Source organism: Cryobacterium sp. TMB3-10, assembly GCF_004402305.1.
Lineage (GTDB): Bacteria > Actinomycetota > Actinomycetes > Actinomycetales > Microbacteriaceae > Cryobacterium > Cryobacterium zongtaii.
In genome coordinates this window covers 24,174-44,554 of sequence record NZ_SOGH01000033.1, presented here as the reverse complement: position 1 = coordinate 44,554, position 20,381 = coordinate 24,174, and the positions used below count along the sequence as shown (strand labels likewise).

The 20,381-nt window shown below is 67.9% G+C and carries 16 protein-coding genes; 8 read left to right on the top strand and 8 right to left on the bottom strand.

What is annotated here, in order from left to right:
- The first annotated feature begins 351 nt into the window (after window positions 1–351).
- The gene (locus E3T22_RS18430) at window positions 352–3,093 is read left to right on the top strand and encodes a DUF11 domain-containing protein (protein WP_166789332.1); all 2,742 of its coding nucleotides are present in this window, start codon (window positions 352–354) and stop codon (window positions 3,091–3,093) included.
- A 385-nt stretch (window positions 3,094–3,478) separates the two neighbouring features.
- On the opposite strand, the gene E3T22_RS18425 is transcribed toward E3T22_RS18430, so the two are convergent.
- Entirely contained in the window at window positions 3,479–4,417 is a 939-nt protein-coding gene (locus E3T22_RS18425) for an AraC family transcriptional regulator (RefSeq protein ID WP_134407892.1), read from the bottom strand.
- 109 nt (window positions 4,418–4,526) lie between these two features.
- Between E3T22_RS18425 and E3T22_RS18420 the strand changes: the two genes are divergently transcribed.
- The 3 genes from E3T22_RS18420 to E3T22_RS18410 all read left to right on the top strand — a co-directional run bounded on the left by E3T22_RS18420 (window position 4,527) and on the right by E3T22_RS18410 (window position 8,966).
- On the top strand, window positions 4,527–5,276 hold the full coding sequence (locus tag E3T22_RS18420) for an SDR family oxidoreductase (protein ID WP_134407893.1): 750 nt from the start codon (window positions 4,527–4,529) through the stop codon (window positions 5,274–5,276).
- A 216-nt stretch (window positions 5,277–5,492) separates the two neighbouring features.
- Entirely contained in the window at window positions 5,493–8,324 is a 2,832-nt protein-coding gene (locus E3T22_RS18415; RefSeq protein ID WP_134480407.1) for an esterase-like activity of phytase family protein, read from the top strand.
- A 108-nt stretch (window positions 8,325–8,432) separates the two neighbouring features.
- Window positions 8,433–8,966 (top strand): NUDIX hydrolase, encoded by a 534-nt coding sequence (locus E3T22_RS18410; RefSeq protein ID WP_088457651.1) that lies wholly within the window; start codon window positions 8,433–8,435, stop codon window positions 8,964–8,966.
- Between the two features lie 4 nt (window positions 8,967–8,970).
- On the opposite strand, the gene E3T22_RS18405 is transcribed toward E3T22_RS18410, so the two are convergent.
- The 3 genes from E3T22_RS18405 to E3T22_RS18395 all read right to left on the bottom strand — a co-directional run bounded on the left by E3T22_RS18405 (window position 8,971) and on the right by E3T22_RS18395 (window position 13,214).
- Window positions 8,971–10,263: a GNAT family N-acetyltransferase gene (locus tag E3T22_RS18405; RefSeq protein ID WP_134480406.1), complete on the bottom strand. Its 1,293-nt coding sequence runs from the start codon at window positions 10,261–10,263 to the stop codon at window positions 8,971–8,973.
- Between the two features lie 45 nt (window positions 10,264–10,308).
- Complete coding sequence (locus E3T22_RS18400) at window positions 10,309–11,928, bottom strand: HNH endonuclease signature motif containing protein (protein WP_134480405.1); 1,620 nt, start codon at window positions 11,926–11,928, stop codon at window positions 10,309–10,311.
- Between the two features lie 110 nt (window positions 11,929–12,038).
- Entirely contained in the window at window positions 12,039–13,214 is a 1,176-nt protein-coding gene (locus E3T22_RS18395) for an alcohol dehydrogenase catalytic domain-containing protein (RefSeq protein WP_134480404.1), read from the bottom strand.
- Between the two features lie 259 nt (window positions 13,215–13,473).
- On the opposite strand from E3T22_RS18395, the gene E3T22_RS18390 reads away from it, so the two are divergent.
- Both E3T22_RS18390 and E3T22_RS18385 read left to right on the top strand, forming a co-directional pair.
- Entirely contained in the window at window positions 13,474–13,836 is a 363-nt protein-coding gene (locus tag E3T22_RS18390) for a PadR family transcriptional regulator (RefSeq protein ID WP_088457647.1), read from the top strand.
- Window positions 13,836–15,185, top strand: a complete 1,350-nt coding sequence (locus E3T22_RS18385) for a permease prefix domain 1-containing protein (protein ID WP_134480403.1) — start codon at window positions 13,836–13,838, stop codon at window positions 15,183–15,185. The genes E3T22_RS18390 and E3T22_RS18385 overlap by 1 nt, the downstream gene beginning before the upstream one ends.
- Before the next feature lie 7 nt (window positions 15,186–15,192).
- Here E3T22_RS18385 and E3T22_RS18380 read toward each other — a convergent pair whose 3' ends face one another.
- Window positions 15,193–15,906, bottom strand: coding sequence for a TetR/AcrR family transcriptional regulator C-terminal domain-containing protein (locus tag E3T22_RS18380; RefSeq protein WP_134480402.1), 714 nt, complete (start codon window positions 15,904–15,906; stop codon window positions 15,193–15,195).
- 112 nt (window positions 15,907–16,018) lie between these two features.
- Here E3T22_RS18380 and E3T22_RS18375 point away from each other — a divergent pair, with 112 nt between their 5' ends.
- A complete protein-coding gene (locus tag E3T22_RS18375) occupies window positions 16,019–16,738 on the top strand; it encodes a DUF4386 domain-containing protein (RefSeq protein WP_134480401.1) in 720 nt (239 codons plus the stop codon).
- Window positions 16,735–17,715, top strand: coding sequence for an NAD(P)-dependent alcohol dehydrogenase (locus E3T22_RS18370; protein ID WP_134407900.1), 981 nt, complete (start codon window positions 16,735–16,737; stop codon window positions 17,713–17,715). The genes E3T22_RS18375 and E3T22_RS18370 overlap by 4 nt, the downstream gene beginning before the upstream one ends.
- 48 nt (window positions 17,716–17,763) lie before the next feature.
- On the opposite strand, the gene E3T22_RS18365 is transcribed toward E3T22_RS18370, so the two are convergent.
- From E3T22_RS18365 to E3T22_RS18355, 3 genes are all read right to left on the bottom strand, one after another.
- Window positions 17,764–18,684 (bottom strand): 5'-3' exonuclease, encoded by a 921-nt coding sequence (locus E3T22_RS18365; RefSeq protein ID WP_134480434.1) that lies wholly within the window; start codon window positions 18,682–18,684, stop codon window positions 17,764–17,766.
- A 74-nt stretch (window positions 18,685–18,758) separates the two neighbouring features.
- Entirely contained in the window at window positions 18,759–19,514 is a 756-nt protein-coding gene (locus E3T22_RS18360) for a GAF and ANTAR domain-containing protein (protein ID WP_103460260.1), read from the bottom strand.
- Between the two features lie 7 nt (window positions 19,515–19,521).
- Window positions 19,522–20,160, bottom strand: coding sequence for a GAF and ANTAR domain-containing protein (locus E3T22_RS18355; RefSeq protein ID WP_166789331.1), 639 nt, complete (start codon window positions 20,158–20,160; stop codon window positions 19,522–19,524).
- Between the last annotated feature and the right edge of the window lie 221 nt (window positions 20,161–20,381).

Here is a 20,381-nt window from a genome sequence, read left to right as displayed (position 1 = left end):
CGCGCGCCACAGATCGCCCACCGGGAAAAGGGTGAAGTGGCGGGTGAAATTCGCAGAATCCGAGCTGGTGCGGGCGTGGGAGAGGCGAGCATTGGGCGGCAGTAACCCAGCTGCCGGGCATGGCCGTTCTCCGTATGTGCTGTGCCATCCGATCGACCATGGAGACCCGATCACGTGAGACGACTACGTCCTGATTCATCCGCACGACACAGAAATACGCGACATGTCGCGCGCGGGGCGGTGGCGGCAACCCTCGCCTCGGTGCTGGCGATCAGCGGTGCCTCGGCAGCATTCGCAGTACAGTCCGCAGTGCCTGCGGCCCCGAACCCGGCCATGGCGGCACAGTGCGAAGTGGATTTCGCCATCAGCCTGGACCTGTCCAACTCGGTAACCGACCCGCAGCTTCAGCAGGCACGAGAAGAGCTCGCCGAGCTCGCGAACGCGCTCGAGGGCTACCCGGTTCGCTTTGCGGTCAGCAACTTCGCGTCGAACGCGCCGGCCACCAACGGTGGAGCCAACGCGCCGCTGCCGCTGACGTCGGTGGCCGACGCCGCCGGCGTCGACGCGATCGTGTCGTACGTCAACGGCCTGCAGCGTCCGGTTCCCGCCCAGGGCGGCACGAACTGGGACCGCGGTCTCGCAGCCATTGCCGGGTCGACCGAGAACTACGACGCGCTCTTCTTCCTCACCGACGGCAATCCCACCCAGTATGCCGACCCCGTCCAGGGCCCGGGAAACAGCACCAATCAGGCGACCATCGACGCTGCTGTCAGCAGCGCAAACGTGGTCAAGGGCGAGGGCACCCGGATCGTTCCAATCGGTGTGAACGACAACATCGCGGGCGGTCAGCTGGCGATGTTCCGTGAGCACATTACTCAGATCTCCGGACCGGCCGAGGGCGACGACTACCACCTTGCCGGATTCGCTGCGCTGGCGAGCACTCTCATCGGCATCGTGAACACGAACTGTGCGTCGATCGATCTGGAGAAGACCGGAACCCTCGCGGACGGCGCGACCGGAACGGCCGGCGACGTCGTGGACTATGAGTTCACCGTCACCAATACGGGGACCGTTGCCCTCACCGACGTCACGCTCGCCGACCCGAAGCCGGGCCTGTCTTCCATCGAGTTCGGTATCTGGCCCGGCGCTCCGGGCGTTCTTGAACCGACACAATCGGTGACCGCGACCGCGAGTTACACCCTTACAGAAGCCGATGTCACGGCCGGAGAAGTGTCGAATACTGCGACGACCTCGGGCATCCCACCGGCCGGAACGGCCGTGACCGATGAGGCTCCGGCCCTCGTCACTTTGCCTGAACTCACTCCGGGAATCTCCCTGGAGAAGACCGGTGTGCTCGCTGGCGACACGATCGCCTACTCGTTCACTGCGACGAATACCGGCAATGTGACGTTGTCGGCGGTGACAATTGCTGATGAGCTCGAGGGACTCTCGGAGATCTCGTATGGCACGTGGCCGGCCGCGAAGGGCGTTCTTGCCCCGGGCCAGTCGGTGACCGCAACTGCTTCGTATGCGATCACCCAGGCTGACCGTGATGCGGGCACCGTGGCCAACACCGCGACGACGACGGGAACACCGCCGAGCGGTCCGCCGGTTTCTGATGAGGACGACTTCGACCAGCCTCTGGACGGCACACCTGCGCTGAATCTGGTGAAGACCGGTGTGCTCGCTGGCGACACGATCGCCTACTCGTTCACTGCGACGAACACCGGCAGCGTGACGCTGTCCTCGGTGACAATTGCTGATGAGCTCGAGGGACTCTCGGAGATCTCGTATGGCACGTGGCCGGCCGCGAAGGGCGTTCTTGCCCCGGGCCAGTCGGTGACCGCAACTGCTTCATACCTGGTGACCCAAGCCGACCGTGATGCGGGCACCGTGGACAACACCGCGACGACGACGGGAACACCGCCGAGCGGCCCGCCGGTTTCTGATGAGGACGACTTCGACCAGCCCCTGGACGGCACACCTGCGCTGAATCTGGTGAAGACCGGTGTGCTGGATGGAAACACGATCGCCTACTCGTTCACTGCGACGAACACGGGCGACGTGACGCTGACGGCGGTGTCGATCGCTGACGAGCTCAAGGGCCTGTCGGAGCTTCAGTACGGTGAGTGGCCGGCCGTGACGGGCGTACTCGCCCCGGGCCAGTCGGTTACCGCAACGGCGACGTATGCGGTGACTCAGGCGGATCGTGATGCCGGCACCGTGCACAACACGGCGACGACCACGGGAACCCCGCCCGGTGGCGGCATCGTCACCGACGAGGACGAGTTCGACCAGCCCCTCGGCGGGACTCCGTCGGTGTCTCTGGTCAAGACTGGTGTGCTGAGTGGAAACACGATTGCCTACACGTTCGTCGCGACGAACTCGGGCACCGTCACCCTGACCTCGGTATCCATCGAGGACGCCCTCGACGGGCTGTCGGATGTGTCGTACGGCGCCTGGCCGGCTGGCGCCGGTGTGCTTGCACCAGGGCAGTCGGTGACGGCCACGGCCAGCTACACCCTGACGCAGGCAGACCTTGACGCCGGCCTCGTGTCCAACACGGCCACTGTGACGGGAACGCCGCCGCATGGGCCGGTGGTCTCCGACAAGGACACGTTCGAGCTGCCGCTCGTCGACGGCCCGGCGATCTCGTTGGTGAAGACCGGTGTGGTTCACGGTGACACGATCACCTTCACCTTCGTCGTGACGAATACGGGCAACGTGTCGCTGACATCCGTCTCGATCGCTGATGAACTGCGCGGCCTGTCGGCGATCACATACGGTGCGTGGCCGAACGCCCAGGGTGAGCTTGCTCCGGGTGCGTCCGTGACGGCGACCGCTACCTACGCCGTTACGGATGCGGACAAGTCGGCGGGCTTCGTGAGCAACAAGGCGAGCGTCACCGCGACGCCTCCCACGGGGCCGGAGATCACCGACCGTGACGACGTGAGAGTGACCCTGAAGTCGGTGGGTGCACTCGCGCACACCGGGGTGGACTCAGACCTTCTGCGCGGGGCTGCACTCTTCAGCCTGTTGACCATACTTGTCGGTGCCGCCGCCATGTTCATGGTGCGTCGCAAGCACACCTAATCTGACGACACAGAAGCGCCCCCGCAGCCAGCTCCCCAACTGGCTGCGGGGGCGCCTCCGCGTGTGCTGCGGATGTGAGCGACGTGCGATCACCGAGCGCGAGCCGGCGCCATGACTGAAGGCGTGACCCTCTGCGTATACCTAAGTGCTGGAACCGAATCGACCGTAGATCGACGCCTCCGACACTGTGAGGGTGGCGATCGTGATGCCCTTGCCCTGTGGCCGGCTGGCCGGTTTGGCCTGTCCCAGGCTGCTGCTTCCGGATAACCGAGCTCGCCGGGGGCTGCCGGCTTGAACCGGCGGATGCCGTGACCTCCCGCGCGGCCTCGGAGGAGATCGGCCCGGACCTGGTGGCGAGTGCGCCTAGACCCGAACCTGACGCCCACTACGTTGCCACGGAGCCGTGCTCGATGCGGGCGCGAGAACGATAACTCAACGGGGATTCACCGACCCGACGCTTGAAGGCGGTGCTGAACGCGCTTTCGGATGAATAGCCGAGCTGAAGAGCGAGCGCCCGAATCTGCGTGTCCGAGGTGCGGAGTTCACGCTGAGCGAGCAGCATCCGCCAGTTGATCAGGTACGACAGGGGTGGCGTGCCCGCAGCGTCGCGGAACCGCCCTGCGAAAGTGGTGCGAGACATGGAGGCGGCCCGGGCCAGGTCCTCCAGGCTCCAGCCCTTGGCGGGTTGCTCGTGAATGAGCGCGAGAGCCGGCCGCAGACGTTCGTCGGTGAGCACCTTCAACCAGCCGGCCGGCATATCGGGGTCGTGCAGGTATCCACGGATGACATCGAGCACGAGCAGTTGGCCGTATTGGCGGATTGCGAAGTCAGACCCGACGCGGTCGGCCACGATCTCTTCGAACAATCGTTGGATGTGGCCGCGCAGCGCAGCGCCGACCGGGCTCGCCAGACCGATGTGCACAACCGGCGGCAACGTGCGCAGGAGCAACTCCCGGCCGGTGGGGTTCAAATCCACCCGCCCGCCGATGAGCACGTCCGCACCATCCGCATTCGCGTCTTCGGCAGACATCACGGAGCCCGCCGACGGCGGTCGCACCTGGATGGGTTCGCCGTCGCCGACCCCGCCCTCGAGCGCCAGCCACGATCGCCCGTTCAGGATCACGACATCGCCCGCGTTCAGTTCGAGCGGCTCGAGCAGGCCGTTGGTCGTCAACCGGGCCTGGCCCCGCACCACCGCGATGAACTTGAGGTCGTCGTCGATGTTGTTGCGGGTCTGCCAGCGACCGCGCACGGCCGAGCCACCCGACACCACACTTCTCACCTCGATGAGATCGAGGATGTCTGAGAGCCGGTCGGTCGCCATATCCGAACTATAGGGCAATTAAAACGGACATTGCGTTATTCCGAATCCCGGCCACGGTCGTCAGGCTGAGCTGTGCCGCACAAATCGTTTCGGCACTGAAGGAGCACCTATGACCACCCCCAGGACCAACCCCATGATCACCCTCGTCACCGGCGGCAACAAAGGAATCGGGCGCGAAATCGCCGCCCAGCTCGCCCACCTCGGCCACACCGTGGTCATCGGCGCCCGGAGCCTCGAGCGAGGCGAAGCGACCGCTGCCCAGCTGCGTGCAACCGGCGGCGATGTCACCGCGGTTGCCCTCGACGTCACCGACCCGACATCGGTGCAGGCGGCAGCCGAGACCATCCAGACCAGGTTCGGGCGCCTCGACGCCCTGATCAACAACGCCGGCATCAGCCACCGGCCCGGCGCTGATTTCGCTGGCCAGATGCCCCAAACCGCCGATGTCGACCACGTGCGCTACGTCTTCGAGACGAACGTGTTCGGGGTAATCACCGTCACCAGCGCGTTCCTGCCGATGTTGCGCCGGTCGGCGGCCCCGCGAATCGTAAACGTATCCAGCAGCGCGGGCTCACTGGCGGCGATCTCCGACTTCGCGAACACCGACCCGATCGCCCTCGGCTACGTACCCTCGAAGACCGCACTGACCGCCGTAACCATGATGTATGCCCGGGCCCTCGTCGCCGAGCGCATCCTGGTCAACGCCGTCTGCCCCGGCTTCGTCGCGACCGACCTGAACAACCACCGCGGCGTACTCACCCCGGCCGAGGGCGCACGATCGGCCGTGCGCATGGCCACGATCGATGCGGATGGCCCCACCGGCACGTTCACCGACGTTCAGGGACCCGTCGCCTGGTAGCCCCCCCCTCGGGCTGGATGCGGACCCGGGCGCGGCTGCCCGGGTCCTCATCCGCTTGCTCGCACCCGCACCGCCGCGCCGCGACCGGTTTGCCTGACGTACACCGTGCCGTCGCCTGCGAGACTCCCGCGGGTCATCCCCAGGTCGCCCGCCGCCGTCACGCTCGGTGGGTACATGTGAAGACGTACAGACCACGTTCGTGATCCAGGGGAAGCCATGCCACTCTCGAAAACCGCCCGCCGCGCCACCCTGATCGTGGGGGCCACACTGATGGCCAGCTGCGTGGTCGTCGCCCCGGCGCTCGCCGCGACGCCGGCCCCGACTTCCTCGGCGTTTCACCGCACCGCCACCTACCCGGTCTACCTCAACGCACCCGCGGGAGCCGACGCGGCCGACACCACCGCCGCGGAGATCTCCGGCGTCACCGATGACGGCAAGACCGTGATCTACACGGATGCCCCGGGCAAGCGCATCGGCTTCCTCGACATCACCGACGTGAACAACCCCGTCGGCGCCGGCAGCATCTCCCTGGCCGACCTCGGCCACGCTGATGACCAGCCCACCTCCGTTGCCGTGTACGGCGACTACGTGCTCGTAGTCGTCGACGAGAGCGGCGGAGACTTCGTCTCGCCCTCCGGCCGGCTCGACGTGATCCGCATCAGCGACCGCAGCCTGGTCACCAGCATCGACCTGGGCGGCCAGCCCGACTCCATCGCCATCGGCGCCGACAAAAAATACGCGGCCATCGCGATCGAGAACCAGCGCGACGAGGATTTCACTCCCACAGCCGGTAAAAAGGGCGACCTGCCCCAGCTGCCCGCGGGGTTCGTTCAGGTGATCGACCTGAACGCCGACCCCACCAGCTGGGTGACCACCCCGGTGCCGTTGGTTGCCGCCGACGGCGCCGCCCTGCCCTCGTTCGTGGCCGCGGGCCTGGACTCGCCCACCGACCCCGAGCCCGAATATGTGACCATCAACAGCGCCAACCAGCTGGCGGTCACCCTGCAGGAGAACAACGGCATCGCGCTCATCGACCTGCCGACCAGGGCGATCACCAAGGTCTTCAGCGCCGGCACCGCCACGGTCACCGGCATCGACACGAAAAAAGACAAGGTGATCAACCTCACCGGTCAGATCACGAATGTCCCGCGCGAGCCCGACTCGATCGCCTGGGTCGACGACACCCACCTGGCCACCGCCAACGAGGGTGATTGGAAGGGCGGCACTCGCGGCTGGACGATCTTCGACGCCAGCACGGGCGACGTCTCCTGGGACGCCGGAAACTCCTTCGAGCACCTCGCTGTGGCCAATGGCGTGTACGCCGACAGCCGCGCCGACAAAAAGGGCAGCGAGCCCGAGGGACTGATGGTCTCCACCATCGACGGCACCAGGTACGGCTTCGTCGCCTCCGAGCGCAGCAACTTCGTGGCTGTCTACGACCTCTCCGACCCTGTGAAGCCGGTCTATCAGCAGATGGTGTTCGCCACCAACGGGCCAGAGGGCCTGCTGGCCGTGCCCAGCCGCAACCTGCTCGTCGCCTCGAGCGAGACCGACGACGCCAGCGTCGGCGTGCGCGCCTCGGTGGCCCTGTACCAGCTCGGGGATGGCACGCTCGGTAACGCTTCGGCGGGCCAGCCGAGCATCGTCTCCGACGACGTCGACGGCCTGCCGATCGGCTGGCAGGCGCTCGGCGCGCTCAGCGCCAAGCCCGGCGACACCGCCCACATCTACACGGCGAGTGACTCCGCCGTCTCGCCGAGCACGATCTTCACGATCGACGTGACCACCGCGCCCGCGCGCATCGACGACAGCCTGGTGGTCACCGAGAACGGCAAGCCGGCCGTGCTCGACATCGAGGGCCTGCACGCGCGTGAACAGGGTGGTTTCTGGCTCGCCGCCGAGGGTGCCACCGGCGATGGCAATGCGCTGTACCGAACGGATGCCGCGGGTGGGGTGCAGGAGAAGGTGTCGCTGCCCACGGAGATCTCCGACCACATCTCCAAATGGGGCTTCGAGGGCGTGACCGCGACCACCGACGCGGCCGGAAACGAACAGCTCTACGTTGCCGTGCAGCGTCCGCTCTGGGCAGACCCGGCCGAGCCCACCACGACCGTGGACGGCGAGGGCGTCACCCGGATCGGTCGTTACGACGTAACCGAGCAGAGCTGGACCTGGTTCGGCTACCAGCTGGAGGCAGCCGCCGGCGGCGGCGACTGGATGGGCCTGTCCGAGATCGTCGCGGTCGACGAGAGCACCCTTGCCGTCATCGAGCGAGACAAGCTCAACGGCCCTGCCGCCGCGGTGAAGCGCATCTACACCGTGACCGTTCCAGAGGCAGACCCGGCCGCAGGTACGCTGCCTGTTCTGCCCAAAACGCTCGCCCACGACGTGCTGCCTGACCTTGCGGCCACCAACGGCTGGACCCAGGAGAAGCTCGAGGGCCTCACCATCGGCGCCGACGGCAACGTATACGCGGTCACCGACAACGACGGCCTCAAGGACGCCACCGGCGAAACGGTCTTCCTCAACCTCGGAACTGCGACCGAGGTCTTCGGCCTCGTCACGCCAACACCGACGCCCACCGCCACCCCGGTTCCGACGGCGACGGCGACGGCGACACCGACCCCGGCTCCGACCGGCACCACCACACGCAAGCCATCCGTCGCCCTCGCAGACGCCGACCTGCGGGTGGCCGCGGGCAGCACCGTTGGCGTCTCCGGTCGCGACTTCGCCGCGAACGCCGAGCTCAACGTCGTGCTGCACTCGGCGCCGGTGCGCCTCGGTGCCGTCACTGCGGATGCTGCGGGCGCCTTCAGTAGAACCGTCACCATCCCGGCCAACACCGAAGCGGGCGCGCACCGCATTATCGTGACGGCCGCGAACGGAGAGGCCGCCGAGATCGTCTTCACCGTGGTGACGGCCAAGAGCGCGGCCGCGGCCCTGGCCGACACGGGGGTCAGCTCGCTGGCCGCAATGGTAGGCGGCGCGCTCGCTCTACTGGCCGCCGGAGCCGGCGCTCTGCTCATCCGCCGCCGTCAGCGGGCCTGAGCCGCACCGGTCGCCCCGCGGCCAGATCGTCGAGGAGGTGCCCCGATACGTCGGGGCGCCTCCTCTGCCTCGTTGTGGGTCGTGCGGGGAACCCGAGAGAATGGCCCCATGACTGAAGCCGTTTCAACCCGTGAGGTGTACCGCAACGCCTGGATGACCGTGCGCGAAGACATCGTGCGCCGCCCGGACGGGTCGCAGGGCATTTATGGCGTCATCGACAAGCCCGATTTTGCCATCGTGGTGCCGTATGTCGACGGCGGGTTCTGGCTGGTCGAGCAGTTCCGGTACACCGTCGGGCGGCGGGCCTGGGAGTTCCCGCAAGGCTCCTGGCCGGGTGAGAACGACGGCAGCCAGGAGGACCTGGCCCGCGCCGAGCTTCAGGAGGAGACCGGGATGCGCGCCGGCGAGGTGCGACACCTGGCGCACTTCTACAGCGCCTACGGGCACAGCAGCCAGGGCTGCGACCTATATCTGGCCACCGAGCTGACGCCCGGCCCGCCGGAGCGGGAGATCACCGAGCAGGACATGGTGCACCGCTGGTTCAGCGAAGACGACTTCCGGCGCATGATCCGCGCGGGCGACATCGTGGATGCGGCGACCATCGCGGCCTATACCTACGTGCTGCTTGACCGGCAGGCGTGACCCGCTAGAAGTGCGTCAGGCAGTGGGCGGGCCGCTCGACGGCGAAGAGCCTGGCGGCCAGGAACGCTGCACCCGACGTGTTTTCGCGCACCTTGTTCGCCGCCGCCAGCGACACGGGGTTCACCGCGCCCAGGTAGATCGAGGAGAGCGCGGCGATGTCCAGGTCCAGGTCGGGCGCCGAGGCTGATTCGGTGACCTGCGCCGTGCCGCCCTGCACCTTCAGTGAGAAGGTGCCCGCCGTGAGACTCAGCCCGTCGGTGACTCCCAGCACCACGGCGCCGTCGGTGGCGAATTGGCGCGCTTCGAGTGCCTGGCGCACATCGAGGATGCGCAACCAGAGCAGGTCCCGCGGGTTCGTCGCGGACACACATCGCGGATCAGTCAAGGCCCAAGTGAGCGGGTTGTCCGCCGGCGCCTCGTTCCAGGTGACGCGCTCCACCAGATCGATGGCCGCCAGATACTGCCAGAGCTCCAGGTAGGCCGCCGGGGTGGCGGCCACCAGGTCCACAATCTCCATCGTCGCGGGCGTCTTGTCCCAGCCGCCGAATCTGTACGAGACATAGCCGTCGACCGAACCGTCGGGCGCGTAGTGCAGGGCCGCCTTCACCTTGGCATCGGGGCCGCCCTCGCGGCTCGACGCCCCGGCGGCCAGCTGGCGGTAGAACTCCTGACGGCCGATGGACCCCGGTTGTTCGCCGTGCAGCCGGGCGAAGACCTGTGGTGCCAGCTCGAGAAGGACCTTGGGGTCGGCGACCTCCACAGAGCCCACTGGCAGGTGGTCGAGCCGGAACTTGGCGCTGGTATCCACCGTGATGCTCTGCTCCGAAGTGGCCACACCGAAACCGAAACGGCCATAGATCGACGCCTCAGACGCGGTGAGGGCGGCGATCGCGATGCCGTTGCCCTTGGCCAGGGTGAGGTCTTCGGTCATCATGCGGCGGAGCAGCCCGCGACGACGGTGGGAGGTGCGCACTGTCACGCCGGTGATCAGATGCGCATCCAGCAACCTGCCGAACCCGATGTTGAGCGTGCTCGGCTGGGTGCCGAACGTGGCCACCGGCACGTCGCTGCCCAGCGAATGCGGGGCCGGCTGGCCGGTTTGGTAGGCGCCCGTGTAGACGGCGCCGTCCACACGGCTCCTGGCGATGGACTCCTGAACCCGCTCGTCGCTGCTGCGCTCCTCATGGAACCCGAACGAGACTGCGCTGTCCCAGGCTGTCGCTTCGGGGTATCCGGGCTCGCCTGGGGCTGCCGGCTCAAACCGACGGATCTCGTAATCTGCGTTGATCAAGGACATGGATCCGAGTCTAGGGATACCAGCCTTGGGCCACTCGGTGACCGCTTAGAACGGTGGGTTCTCGGGCACCGGTGGGGTCGGCTTCAGGGTCGGCCGCTGCCGGGGCATCAGGTAGGTCTCGTCGGCGGGCCGCCTCCGGGTCTTCGGCCCCACGACCGGTGGTCGGGGTCGGGGTGGTCCGACTGGGTTGGCGGGGTCGGTGCGGTAGCTGCGTTTGCCCGGTGAGGTCCAGTGCAGGATCCCACCTGGTTCCTGCGTGACTCGCCACTGGGAGAGGTGTTTGAGTCGGTGGTGGGGTTCGCAGAGGTGGGCGAGGTTGTCACTGTCGGTGTTGCCGCCGCCGGCCCAGGGGTCGGTGTGGTCGACGTCGCTGGTCACCGCGGGTCGGGAGCAGCCCGGGAACCGGCAGGTTTCGTCGCGCACCCGCAGGTATTTCTTCATGGCCTCGGTGTTCTTGTGCTGGGTTTTACCGAGCGAGAGCACCACCCCGGTCTCCGGGTGGGTCAGCAGCCGGGTGAAGCTCGGTGCGTGCCCGGCGATCTCCCGCGCGGCCTCGGGGGAGATGGGCCCGTAGCCTTCGAGGGTGCCGGGTTCCTCGTCCAAGCCCAGCAGGGTGAGCACGGGCACGGTGACCATGACGGTGCCGCGGATGCCGGCACCCATCCCGTCGGGCGTGATGCCGTCCAGCAGCAGGGCGGCGGTGATGTCGGCGCGGAGCTGGTCGAGGGTGCGGGTCGGGGAGTCGTCGGCCGGGTCCTGCGCGATGCCGAAGGCGGCACCGTTGCTGCTGGCGTCATCCGTTTGGTCGGCCGGGCTCGGGTCGCCGAGGTGCTTGAGCTTCACGGCCATGCCGTTGATGCGGTCGTAGGCGGCCTTGGTGTCGTGGGCGGTGCCGTACCAGTGCAACCAGCCCATCCCGTCCGGGGCGGCCTCCCAGCGGCTGTGCCGTTCGGTCAGGGCGTTCGTGCTGCGGGTCACGATCGACTCCGGGTGCAGCCGCTCCCGTAGCCGGCGGGCCTTGTCGATGAATCGGCCCACCGGCAGGCGCTTGGCCTCGGGCAGCACCTTCTCTTCGAATGCCGCCTGGTCCTCCATCGGCAGGGTGCGCATCTGGTCGACGAGCGCGGTGGCGTGCCGGTAACTGATCTCTCCGGTCGAGAGGGCCTCGAAGGTCGCCGGGGCGGCCAGGAGCCAGAGGGACTGATCCATCAGGTGCTCCACGGTGCGTTCAGACAGGCGCAGCAGGCAGGCGGTCTCACTGACAATCGTGCGGCGGGCCACGTCCCGGTCGTCCCACCGGTTGTAGGCGGCCGCGCGGGCTTGGTCCTCGGTCAGGGTGGCCGCGTTCACGTCGGCCAGCCGGATGCTCTCCGGGTTGCCGTGCAGGCGCGAGGAAACGAGCGGGTCCTCACTCCAGCCCTGCAGAGCGACGAGGAACTCGGCCTGCCGGGCCTGCGCCTGCGCAATGGCGCGGGCCTCGACCGCGATCAGCTCAGTGCGGCGGGCCAGCTCCGAGCAGACCAACTCGTACAGCGCCGGGTTGGGGACGTACGGCCCGAAAGCGGTCGGGTCGACGGGGGAGGGGGTGGAGCCAGGTGGAGCGGACTCCGGAGAGTGGTGGTCATCATCCGGAGCGGGCGGTACTGCCTGGTCGGGGTTACTCATGATGAGATCGTCTCACCAACCACTGACACTGCAGAAGGTTCCGCGAGCTGTGAGAAAAGCCCCAGAAATCGCGAGATTCTGGGGCTTGACTCACAGTTCGCGAGAGGGAATCAGGGGGTCAGGACGACCTTGATGCAGCCGTCGTCCTTGGCGCTGAAGGTCTCGTACATCTCCGGGGCGCGACCCAGCGGCACCCGGTGGGTGACGAGGTCCATCACGCCGAGCGGGTCGGTGGGGTCCTCCACCAGGGGCAGCAGATCGCCGACCCAGCGCTGCACGTTGCACTGGCCCATCCGCAGCTGGATCTGCTTGTCGAACATGTTCATCAGCGGCATCGGGTCGGCCACACCGGAGTACACGCCGCTCACCGAGACCGTGCCGCCGCGACGTACAAGGTCCAGCGCCATGTGCAGCGCGGCCAGGCGATCAACACCCACCGTGGTGAAGACCTTTTTGGCCACCGCATCCGGCAGCAGCCCTGCGGCGTACTGGGTGAACGCGGCGGCGGGGTTGCCGTGCGCCTCCATTCCCACGGCGTCAACGACGGAGTCCGGGCCGCGACCGTCGGTCGTCGCCCGCAGCATCGCGACGATGTCGTCGTCGAGGCCGAACACCTCCACACCGTGCCGGGCGGCCATCTCGCGGCGCTCCGGCACCGGGTCCACGCCGAGCACCCGGAAGCCCAGGTGGCGTCCGATGCGGCTGGCGAACTGGCCCACGGGGCCCAGGCCGATCACGGCGAGGGTGCCGCCGGCGGGCACATCCGCGTACTGCACACCCTGCCAGGCGGTGGGCAGGATGTCGCTGAGGAACAGGTAGCGCTCGTCGGGCAGGTCCGCGCCGACCTTGACCGCATTGAAGTCCGCGAACGGAACCCGCAGGCGCTCGGCCTGGCCGCCGGGAACCGATCCGTAGAGCTCGCTGAAGCCGTAGAGGCTGGCGCCGGTGCCGGAGTCGCGATTCTGGGTGGTCTCGCACTGGGTGGTGAGGCCCTGGTTGCACATGAAGCAGTCACCGCAGGCGATGACGAACGGGATGACGACCCGATCGCCCACCGAGAGGGTGGTTACCGCGGCGCCGACCTGCTCCACGATGCCCATGTTCTCGTGGCCGAGAACGTCGTTCTTGGCCAGGAACGGCCCCATCACGTTGTACAGGTGCAGGTCTGAACCGCAGATGGCCGCTGACGTGATGCGGATGACCACATCCGTGGGCTTTTCGATGACCGGATCGGGGACTTCGATGACCTCTACCTTTTTGGTGTTCTGCCAGGTGAGTGCTTTCACGGTGTCCTCTTCTTTGTACGATCGGGCCGCGGTTGCGGTGCCGCCCGGGTGGGGCGAATCTGACCAGCCTTGTTCAGGCAGAGGAGAAACTCAAGGAAGCTGGACGTATCTCCAGGCTTGGCGCCGAGGCGTGACGAATCGGGAAATTCACCGTCGCACCAACGGGTGTGCGCGGCCGCAGCCGGGCAGTGGTCGCTTCCATCCCTATACCTAGAACTGCTAGGGTTCATGCATTGCAGCTTTAGGTATAGGAGGCGCCATGCGCATCGAGAAAGACCTGGTCGCCGCCGCGGCCACCCCGCTGGTGCTGGGGATTCTGATGGACGGCGACCTCTACGGTTACGCCATCCTCAAGCGGGTGAGCGATCTCAGCGGCGGCAGCATGCAGTGGACCGACGGGATGCTCTACCCGTTGCTGCACCGCCTCGAACGGCTTGGCTACGTGACCTCGCTCTGGGGCACCTCCGACGTGGGCCGCCGGCGCAAGCACTACGCCATCACCGACCTCGGCCGGGAACAGCTGGCCGAGCGGCAGGAGCAGTGGACCGTCGTGGCGGATGCCCTCCGCCAGGTCTGGCAGGACCGGCCCCGACCGACGGCCGTGACGGAGGGGTGGGCCTGATGGACCTCGACGCCGACCTGGAAGCCCAGATCGATAGCTGGCGCGGCTACGTGCAGCGACGCCAGGCCATCGCCACCGCCGACGTGGAGGAGCTGGAAGATCACCTGCGCGAGCAGATCGAAGACCTGCTGGCCACCGGGCTCGACCATGACGAGGCCTTCCTCGTGGCGATCAAGCGGCTGGGCAACCTCGACGCCGTGTCCCGCGAATTCGCCAGGGAGCACTCCGACAGGCTCTGGAAACAACTCGTGCTCCTGCCCGACGCCGCCGGCGACAGCCGCGCGCCGGCCTGGCGGGAACTCGCCGTGGTGGTCGGTTTCGCCCTCGGCGCGGGCCTGGCCGTCAAGGCCGGCCTCACATGGTCCGACGGCGGCACGGGCCTGGTCCGAAACCTCGGCCTGCTGGTGTTCCCGTTCCTCGCCGCCTACTTCGGCTGGAAGCGTCGGCTCACCGTGCCCGTCGCGGCAACCCTCATCGTCTCGTTCGCCGCCCTCGCGGTGCTGCTCAACGTCTACCCGTTTGCCGCCGGCGGCTCCACCGAGTTGCTCGCCGCGCTGCACGCCCCGGTGCTGCTCTGGATGCTGGTCGGGATCGCCTACGTCGGCGGCCGCTGGCGCTCCGACGCCCGACGGATGGACTTCGTGCGGTTCACCGGCGAGCTCGCGATCTACTACACGCTGCTCGCCCTCGGCGGAGCCGTGCTCATCGGGCTCACCGTCGCGGTGCTGTCCGCCGTGCGCGTCGATCCCGGTCCGGTGCTGACCGGCTGGATCCTGCCGCTCGCGATACCCGGCGCCCTCGTCGTGGCCGCCTGGCTGGTCGAGGCCAAGCAGAACGTGGTCGAGAACATCGCCCCGGTGCTCACCCGGGTGTTCACCCCGCTGACGATCATCATGCTCCTGGCCGTGCTCGCGGTGCTGGCCGCCGCCGGCGGGCTGGGCACCGTCGACCGCTACCTGCTCATCCTGATGAACGCCATCCTGGTGCTCGTGCTCAGCCTGCTGCTCTACTCGATCTCCGCCCGCGATTCCCTCGCCCGGCCCGGCGTCTTCGACGTGCTCCAGCTGGTGCTGGTGATCGTGGCCCTGGCTGTCGACGCCGTGATGCTCACCGCGATGCTCACGCGCATCACCGAGTTCGGCTTCAGCCCCAACAAGATCGCCGCGCTGGGCCTCAACCTGCTGCTCCTCGTGCACCTGGTGCGTGCGGCCTGGCTCGCCATCGGGTTCCTGCGAGGGCGACACCCGTTCGCGGCGCTCGAACACTGGCAGACCAGGTACCTGCCGATATACGGGCTCTGGGCGCTCGTCGTGGTCGCGGTCTTCCCGCTGGTCTTCGGTTTCGCCTGATTCCGCGCTAGGCGGTGCGGGTGACCGGGCCGGATGACCAGCCGGAGACATGGAGGCGCTCGAAGCCGTCCAGGAGCAGGTCGAGGGCGAATTCGAACTCGAACCTGTCGTCACAGCCGTGCGCCACGACCGAATCGTCGTGGGCCGCCGCAGTGCTGATCTGCAGGATGTGGGGATACCGCTCCGCCATCGCCTGCATTCGGGCAGCCTGCACGGCGGGGTCGACGGGTGGCCGGGCCGGGTCGGCGGATGCGTCGAAGAGCTCCTGGGTGTACCCCCACATGCGGCTGCCCAGGGCGTGCATCACGTGGTGGGTGAGGTCCGCCGAGAACCCGCCGGCCAGGAACATCCCGATCGTCGACTCCAGGTAGTCCAGCACCGCCGGGGTGTGCGTGGTGCGCGACTCGAGCACCGACCGGGCCCACGGATGCCGTAACAACATCTGGCGGGCCGAGAGCACCCGCAGTCGCACCGCGGCCTTCCACTCGGTGTCCGGGGCCGGCGGGTCGATCTCGGCGACGATCACCTCGACCATGCCGTCGAGCAGCTCGTCCTTGTTCGCCACGTGCTTGTACAGAGCCATCGGCACAACGCCGAGCTCCTCGGCCAGCCGGCGCATGCTCAGCGCCTCGATACCGGCCTGATCGGCAAGCCCGACGGCGGCCTGCAGCACCCGATCACGGTTGAGGCGCACCCGCGGGACCACCAGAACTTGAGCCATGTGAGCTCCCTATGAACGAGATCAGTCCTGCCCATTGACAGGAGTACAGCGTACACCTTAGAGTCGCTGCATCCGAGTGTACGCCGTACACCTCAACCTTGAAGGAGCTCTCATGTCTCCCATCCGCCGAACCGCAATTCTCGCCGGTGTACTCTTTCTCCTGACCGAAGTCGGCGCGATCGTCGGTCGTCTGCTCTATGCCCCGGTGCTCAACACGCCCGGTTATGTCCTCGGTGCCGGCCGCGACCCGATGGTGGCCGTCGGCGTGCTGTTCGAGGTCGTGCTGGTGATCGCCGTGGTCGGCACCGGGGTGGTCCTTTATCCGGTGCTCCGCCGCCAGAGTCCGACGCTGGCGCTGGCCTACGCTGCCGCGCGCATCCTCGAGGCCGCGATCATCCTGGTGGGCACCCTCAGCCTGCTCACGGTGCTGATGCTGCGGCAGCAGCCGCCCAGTGTTGATGACAGCGCGCTTGAGGCCGTCGCCGCCGCGTTGCTGGCCCTGCAAGACGGCACCCTGCTGTTCGGCCCGGGCTTCGCACTCGGCGTCGGCTCGATCCTGCTGGCCTCCCTGATGTTCACCTCCCGCCTCGTGCCTCGCGCCATCGCGGTACTCGGCCTGGTGGGCGGGGCCATCATCTCCATCTCGACGGTGCTGGTGATCTTCGGCCTGTACGGCCAGTTCTCGCCGACCGGGCTGCTCGTTGCGCTGCCCGTGTTCGCTTGGGAGGTGTCGCTCGCACTCTGGCTGATCCTCAAGGGCTTCAACACCGCCGCCGTCGAACGGATGCCGCAGCGCCGAGTCGGCGCCGACCCGGTTGGGGCGACCTCGTGAGGGCCGCGGTCTACGGACGGTTCGGCCCCGCCGACGTTGTCTCGGTTGAGGAGATCCCCACTCCGGCGCCCGGGCCGGAGGAGGTGCTCATCCGGGTGCTCGCCAGCACCGTGAGCGCCGCCGACCACCGGGCCCGCTCCCACGACGTGCCGAAGGGACTCGGCCTCCTGGCCGGGGCCGGCCTGGGGTTCTTCAGGCCCCGCCGGCGGGTGCTCGGCATGGACGCCGCCGGGGTCGTCGCAGCGGTGGGGGAGAAGGTCACCAGATTCGCGCCCGGCGACGAGGTCATCGCCATGCTCGGCGCGAAGTTCGGCGGCCACGCCGAGTATGCCCGGATCGGGCAGGACGGACCGATCACCGCCAAGCCGGCCGGCCTGGGCTTCGACGAATCCGTCGCCCTCGTCTTCGGCGGCATCACCGCGAGGGTCTTCCTGAACCGCGCCGACATCCAGCCGGGCGCGCGGGTACTGGTCAACGGGGCATCCGGAGCCGTCGGCACCGCGGCCGTGCAACTGGCCAAGAACCTCGGTGCGCACGTGACCGCGGTCTGCGCGGCGCGGAACGCCGCCCTGGTCACCGACCTGGGCGCCGACAGGGTGATCGACTACGAGAGCTCGGACTTCACGACCGGATCCGACACCTACGACGTGATCATGGACTGCGTCGGTAACGCGTCTTTCGACAGAGTGCAGCGGCTGATCACCCCCGGCGGAGCCCTGTTGGCCGTCATCACCGACCTCACCGGTCTCCTGCGCGCGAGGTCCCGCACTCGCAGGAGCGGCAAGCTGGTCAGCGCCAGCGGCGTCGACTACCGGGCCGAGGACCTTCGGTTTCTCGTGGGCCTCGCGGAGCAGGGCAAACTGCGACCGGTCATCGACCGCAGTTACGACCTCGACGAGATCGTGGCCGCGCACCGCTTCGTCGACGCCGGCCACAAGCGGGGCAGTGTTGTGCTGCGCATCGCCGGATCGAGCTAGACCGGCCTCAGGCGAACTGGCTCAGGCCAACGCGCTCAGGCCACGCGCTCAGACCAATGCGGCCAGGGCCTCGCGGGCGCGTTGCATCGACGAACTGAGCCCCCACGTGGCCGACAACTGCTCCAGCTCGGCATTCTGCTCGGGTGTGCTGGGGCGGATGCGGGCGTCGAAGTCCGGCAGGTCCAGGTCACGCACGACGTTCACCACGGTCGGGGCCACCGTGAGGTAGTCCGCGGCGGCGAGGATCCTCGCGCGCACGGAGGCGCCCAACTTCACATCGGGGTCGGCCGCCGCCGCCACGATCCCGTCGAGGTCGCCGTACTCGGCCAGCAGCGTGGCCGCGGTCTTCTCGCCCACCCCGGCCACGCCGGGCAGGCCGTCGGAGGCGTCGCCGCGCATGGCGGCGAAGTCGGCGTACTGCGCCGGAGTGACGCCGGTCTTGGCCGTCAGCGTCGCGTCGGTCAGAAGCTCCAGCCGGGCCATGCCGCGGCCGGTGTAGATCACCCGAACGTCCCGGGTGTCGTCGACGAGCTGGAAGAGGTCCCGGTCGCCCGTGATGATGTCCACCGGGATCGACGAGTGCGAGGCGAGGGTGCCGATCACATCGTCTGCCTCGTGCTGGGCGGCGCCGATGATCGGGATGCCGAGCGCGGTGAGCACCTCGCGGATGATCGGCACCTGCGGGGTGAGCAGGTCGGGCACAACCTCGATTGCGGGGTCGGCAGCCACCGAAGACTCGGCGGCGACCCGATGGGTCTTGTAGGTGGGGATGAGATCGACCCGCCACTGCGGCCGCCAGTCGTCGTCCCAGCAGGCCACGATCTCGGTGGGCTGGAACTCGGTGGCGAGTCGGGCGATCATGTCGAGCAACCCGCGCACGGCGTTCACCGGTTCACCGGTCGGTGCGCGCACCAAGTCCGGCACGCCGTAGAACGCGCGGAAATACAGGGAAGCGGTGTCAAGGAGCATCCGGCGCTCGGGTTGAGTGGTCACGGCCGCATCTTGCCACACCTGAGGAACCGGCGCAGTGGCCGGCCGCGCCGCTAGCGTGCCTGGGCCACCAGTGCCTCGGCGGAGATGCTGCGGTTCACCACACCGGCCGCCGCAGCGCGCAGGGTGACCGCGTGTGTGCGGGCGTAGTCGCGGAGGGCGTCGAAGGCCTCGCTCATGGTGCAGGAGCGCACCTCGGCGAGAACCCCCTTTGCCTGCTCCACCAGAATCCGGGTGTCCAGAGCGAGGTGGAGCTGCGCGGCCACAACCTCGGGCTGCCGGAAACTGCGCTCGTGCAGGATGCCGACTGTCGCGACATCCGCCAAGGCCTGGGCGAGCTGGGCGTCTCGGTCGCTGAGCGCGCCGGCCTCCGTACTGAGCAGGTTCATCGCGCCGATGACCTCGCCGTGCAGCCGGAGTGGGGTGGCGTGGGCGGCCCGAAAGCCCTGGTCGAGGGCGGTGCGGCGGAACCGCGGCCAGTCGCGGGGGTCGGTTTCGATGTCGGGAACGCTCACCACCGCCCCGGTCTGGTAGCAGTCGATGCATGGGCCGGCGCCGGCGGCGACGATCATGACCTCGACGATTTCAGCCTCTTCGCTGGTCGAGGCCACCAATTCGAGCATCCCCGTGCCATCGGCCAGGAGGATGCCGCCTGCCTGTACGTCGAGAAGCTGGGTGCAGGTGTAGACGAGGGTGGACAGCAGATCGACGATGTCGTAGTCGGCGACCAAGCTGCCGGCCACGCGCACAAACGCGTCGTTGATTCTTTCTTCACGGGTGTTGTCAGCCGCGTGGTCTATGGCGTGCATGTCATACCTACTCTGGGAGCTCTGCGAAATTGAGGCGCCGGCTGACGACGGCGTGGGCAATCTCTTGGACGGTATATCCGCTAGAAAAAGCGTAGGCCCGGATTCGTGAGAAAGCATCCGTTGCGTTGATATCCAGCTGGCCGAGAACCATCCCGGTGGCCTGGTGGATCTCCCGCCGGGATTCGATCGGTGCCTCATCGTCGGATGATTCGTGTTCGGCGAGGACTATCGCACGGCGGAAGGCGGGCCCGGCGATGGCGCGACACAGGGAGGTGCCCAGTGCGGCGGCCTGGTCATCGAGGGCCCCGGGGGTGGTGCGGTAACAGGTGACAGTGCCGGTGCAGGCCGCTCCCAGCATGAGGGGAAAGGTGAAGACGGCGCCCACGGTCAGCTCGGCAGCGCTCCGCAGGAATGCCGGCCACCGGTCGGTCAGCGCGAGGTCGGGAACCGATATGAGCGATGCGGTCCGAAACGCATCGAACTGGGGACCTTCACCCAGATCGAATTGCATCTCCTCCAACCGGGCGGCCGTGGGGTCGGTGGCGTGGATCAGCGAGGCGCGGCGGTCCTGATCCATCACCGAAATGGCCGCACCCGTGATCGGCAGGAGTTCCAGGAACGGGGAGGCCAGCTGCCCGCCCGTCATTCGGGGTGTCCCCGAGACTTCACTCATCAGCACCGCCAGCCGTGTCCATAGTGTCAAAAGGGCACGTGTCATCGAAACGAGTCCGAACCTAAGGTCAACGTTAGTCCTGTCTGGCCCGGCTCGACCAGTCCGAACCGGCTGCGATCCCGGATGCCCGGCGGTACTCTCGTGAGTCCCGACCCGCGGCGGCCGATGCTGCCGGTTCTCTTCACGGAAGGTTC

Excerpts from the sequence above, each read along its gene's own strand:
- E3T22_RS18425 (WP_134407892.1), bottom strand. The coding sequence starts at position 4,417 with ATGGCGACCGACCGGCTCTCAGACATCCTCGATCTCATCGAGGTGAGA.
- E3T22_RS18420 (WP_134407893.1), top strand. The coding sequence starts at position 4,527 with ATGACCACCCCCAGGACCAACCCCATGATCACCCTCGTCACCGGCGGC.
- E3T22_RS18415 (WP_134480407.1), top strand. The coding sequence starts at position 5,493 with ATGCCACTCTCGAAAACCGCCCGCCGCGCCACCCTGATCGTGGGGGCC.
- E3T22_RS18410 (WP_088457651.1), top strand. The coding sequence starts at position 8,433 with ATGACTGAAGCCGTTTCAACCCGTGAGGTGTACCGCAACGCCTGGATG.
- E3T22_RS18405 (WP_134480406.1), bottom strand. The coding sequence starts at position 10,263 with ATGTCCTTGATCAACGCAGATTACGAGATCCGTCGGTTTGAGCCGGCA.
- E3T22_RS18400 (WP_134480405.1), bottom strand. The coding sequence starts at position 11,928 with ATGAGTAACCCCGACCAGGCAGTACCGCCCGCTCCGGATGATGACCAC.
- E3T22_RS18390 (WP_088457647.1), top strand. The coding sequence starts at position 13,474 with ATGCGCATCGAGAAAGACCTGGTCGCCGCCGCGGCCACCCCGCTGGTG.
- E3T22_RS18385 (WP_134480403.1), top strand. The coding sequence starts at position 13,836 with ATGGACCTCGACGCCGACCTGGAAGCCCAGATCGATAGCTGGCGCGGC.
- E3T22_RS18380 (WP_134480402.1), bottom strand. The coding sequence starts at position 15,906 with ATGGCTCAAGTTCTGGTGGTCCCGCGGGTGCGCCTCAACCGTGATCGG.
- E3T22_RS18375 (WP_134480401.1), top strand. The coding sequence starts at position 16,019 with ATGTCTCCCATCCGCCGAACCGCAATTCTCGCCGGTGTACTCTTTCTC.
- E3T22_RS18365 (WP_134480434.1), bottom strand. The coding sequence starts at position 18,684 with ATGCTCCTTGACACCGCTTCCCTGTATTTCCGCGCGTTCTACGGCGTG.
- E3T22_RS18360 (WP_103460260.1), bottom strand. The coding sequence starts at position 19,514 with ATGCACGCCATAGACCACGCGGCTGACAACACCCGTGAAGAAAGAATC.
- E3T22_RS18355 (WP_166789331.1), bottom strand. The coding sequence starts at position 20,160 with ATGACGGGCGGGCAGCTGGCCTCCCCGTTCCTGGAACTCCTGCCGATC.